This window comes from Rhizobacter sp. P2_H2 (assembly GCF_056403375.1).
In genome coordinates, this window is the sequence record NZ_JBFUFP010000604.1 from 1 (window position 1) to 3,320 (window position 3,320).

Consider the following 3,320-nt stretch of genomic DNA (forward strand, 5'->3'; position numbering starts at 1 on the left):
CTGCAAGGCCATGCGCGTGACGTTGGGCGCTGCCAGCCCCAGGCGGTTGACGTAGTGGTTGTAGATGGGCTCCCACGCATTGCGGCCGTGCTGGAACGACTGGTTCACCTCGGTCCACAGGGCCGTGTGAGGCTCCGGCGGAATTTGTTCGCGCGCAAAGGGCATCGGGTAGGTCTTGCCGTTCTCGTCGAGCAGGTTGGAGCGCGCGACATATTCGGCAGCTGCCAGGAAGCGGTTGTTGTACAGCCCGTAGAGATCGTCGCCCTGGTTCCAGGCCATCTCCAGCAGGTCGCCGCCGAGCGACATGCCCAGCGTCGAGTGGCCCTGGTCGCGGCCGCTCTCCTCCCACTGCCCGAAATGGCCGGGGTGCATGTAGTAGACGCTGTGCACGATGGAGCCGTTGCCGAACATCCTCAGCTTGCCGCGGTTGTTGCCGGCGTAGTAGTCGCAGGCCAGGCGGTAGAGGTCGGGCCGGTCGCAGAACACGCCGATCGCCAGCGCACCGCACAGCGATGCCAGGTCCCAGTTGGCGTGGGACCCCAGCGCCGCGCCGTTGAGGCGGTTTTGCGAGATGCCGGCGAAGACCTTGAGCAGCATCTCCTGGAAGCGCTTCTGGCTCTGCGGCGCCCAGCCGGGGTAGGTGCGCAGGATCTCGCCGATCTGCGCCAACTGGTGGCCTTGTATGCCGGCCAGGATGATGAAGGTGTGGTCGTCATGGGCGGTCGATCCGGGAGGCACCGTTCCGACCTCCTTCAGCGTGTTCGCCCAGGCGTCCAGGAACTCCACCGCCTTGTCGGCATAGCGGTTGTCCTGGGGGTCGGACAGCTTCCAGCGCAGTACCAGGGTCCAGGCGCGCGCGATGTCGCCGTACAGCGCGTACTTGGTGCTATCGGCCCGGTAGACCGCGGGCTGCGGATTGGGCTTGGCGTCCAAGGAGGCGTTGCGCTCAGCGCACAGCTTGTTCCACCATCCCGTCCACGGCTCCTGGCCTGCCTTGATGTGCGCGCGGATGCGCGTGGCGTCGTCTTCGGTGACCAAGAGGCCCGGGTGGCGGAAGGCGCCGCTCACCGAGGCCGGGGTCCGCAGGCCGGCAGCACCGGCATCTCCGGAGTCCTCATCGTCGCCGTCACGACAGCCCGGCAGCAGCGGCAGCGCGGGAAGCAAGGGAAACAGACCCAGGCCGAATGAGAATGCGCGCCGCGTGCGATGCGGCAACTCGTCGACGCGAGTGGCTTCCGGGGATGTCTTGGACACGCGGGGTTCCTTGTTTTTCCGTAGAGGTCGGCAAGCTAGCGCAAAACATCGGCGCCGTCCTGACGAAGCTGTGACGGCCGGTCCGTACCGTGCAAGGATTGCTTTTTTTCCGACGCATCGCCTCAAGTGGCCTGGGGATTGCATGTTCAACCTCTCATGCAATGGAGAGCGCGGCACGAGCCGCGCACCGCATGCGAATTGCGTTCACACCTGACCATCCTTGACAGCGGCGCCGTGTCGCGCGTCGAAGGGCGGGCCCGGTCTGACAAACAAGGTCACTGCCGCACAACGAGCTCCTGCTCGTCGACGCCTCCCTCGGTGTGGCGGCGATCCGACTGTCCTGCAATTCGACGCGCACGATGAATGAAGTTTCTTGTTTGTTCAAAGAGGAAAAAATGCCGAACGCACTGAACGCCGCCCCCGTCCGCCTGGTGGCGCTCTCCCTCATGATGGCTGGTGTCGTCTCCTGTGGCGGGAGCGGGGCATCGTCCTCCGGTTCCGATGCGGCGCCCCCGCCCTCTTCCGGAACTCCGCCTCCTCCTGCACCACCTGCAGCCCCTGCGCCTCCTGCCGCCCCTGTGCCGCCTGCGCCGCCTGCTTCGATCAACGCCAGCCTCGGCGTACCCGGTCGGCTGCTGGTTGGCCTGGGTGCCGGCAACAAGATCGCCGACATGACGAGCCAGCAGATTCGACCGGACATCATCGACACGTACCTGGTCGGGGTGGGAGATGGTTCGTGGCCGTACTGGAACAGCCCCGATGGGGCCTACGTCACCTATGCCTCCGCGAACGCCAAGGCGGCCGGCGCCGTGCCCCTGTTCACGCTCTACCAGATGGCCTCCAGGGGCGAAGGGAACCTCAGCGCCATCAACGACGCAAGCTTCATGGCCAGCTACTGGTCACAGGTCAGGCTGATGTACCAGAAGATCGGGGCGACGGACCAACCGACGCTCGTCAACCTGGAACCGGACTTCTGGGGCTTCGTGCTGACAGGTGCTCCCGGCGGCGACCCGACGAAGGTGCCGGCGCGCGTGAGCACGGTGAGCGAATGCGCAGGCCAACCGGACGACGTCACGGGGCTCGCGCGCTGCCTGCTGACGCTCGGGCGGACCTATGCACCCAAGGCGAAGATCGGCTTTCCGCCGTCCTTCTGGGGACGGGATGCCACCACCGTCGGCAACTTCATGCTGAAGCTCGGGGCGGACAAGGCCGACTTCATCGTGGCGCAGACGGTCGACCGTGACGCCGGTTGCATGGAAGTCAGCCCGCCCCCCGACGAGTGCGCCGGGCGAGGCAACGGTCCGTTCTACTGGGACGAAGCCAACGTGGCGACGCCCAACTTCCGCCAGAACCTCGACGAGTGGAGCACCGCGCGAAGCGTGCTCGGGAACCTGCCCATCCTGTACTGGCAGACGCCGATGGGCGTGCCTTCGGCGACCCCCGGCGGCACTCCCGGACACTTCCGCGACAACCACGTCCACTACATGCTCACGAACCCGACGCAGTACACCGCCATCGGCGTGTTCGGGATCGTGTTCAGTGGCGGCGGGAGCACCTCGGCCAACATCACCACCGACGGTGGACAGTTCGCCCGCACGTTCAAGGCGTACCTGGCAAACCCGGCCGCGCTTGCTCACTGAAGGCCTTCGACCTGCCTGCCCCCGAGGGGGCGGCAGGATGCGTGCGTTCAGTTGCTGTAGAACAAGCCTCGGCAGCCGCCGGCGGTGTAGACCCGTCCGTAGAGGTTCTGATCGGCCGCCATCAGGTTGATGCCGCCGAACTGGTGCGCATCGTCGTTGAAGCGCTGCCAGCTGGTGCCGGCGTCGTCGGAGCGGTACACGCCCCACACGCCGTTCATCGCACCCACCACGTAGACCGCGGCCGAGTACGCGGCGCCCGCCCTGGCCTTGCCCAATGCCAGCACGCTGGCGCCCTGCACCTCGGGCCACTGCCCGGGGTCACGACTGCCCCAGACCGACGCAAAGTTGCTGAGCTTCGTCCAGTTCGCGCCCGAATCCACCGAGTGATACACGGCGTTGCCGTCGGCCAGCCAGAGGTCGCCCTCG

Annotated in this window: 2 protein-coding genes and 1 pseudogene; 1 reads left to right on the forward strand and 2 read right to left on the reverse strand. The window is 66.5% G+C overall.

Annotated elements, in window-relative coordinates:
• The coding region (locus tag AC1D15_RS23235; RefSeq protein ID WP_477827834.1) for an alginate lyase family protein at positions 1-1,254 on the reverse strand (1,254 nt) is incomplete at its 3' end.
• 578 nt (positions 1,255-1,832) lie between these two features.
• On the opposite strand from AC1D15_RS23235, the gene AC1D15_RS23240 reads away from it, so the two are divergent.
• Positions 1,833-2,894, forward strand: a complete 1,062-nt coding sequence (locus AC1D15_RS23240) for a hypothetical protein (protein WP_477827835.1) — start codon at positions 1,833-1,835, stop codon at positions 2,892-2,894.
• A gap of 47 nt (positions 2,895-2,941) precedes the next feature.
• Here AC1D15_RS23240 and AC1D15_RS23245 read toward each other — a convergent pair.
• Positions 2,942-3,320: pseudogene (locus AC1D15_RS23245) on the reverse strand (dockerin); the annotation flags it as partial.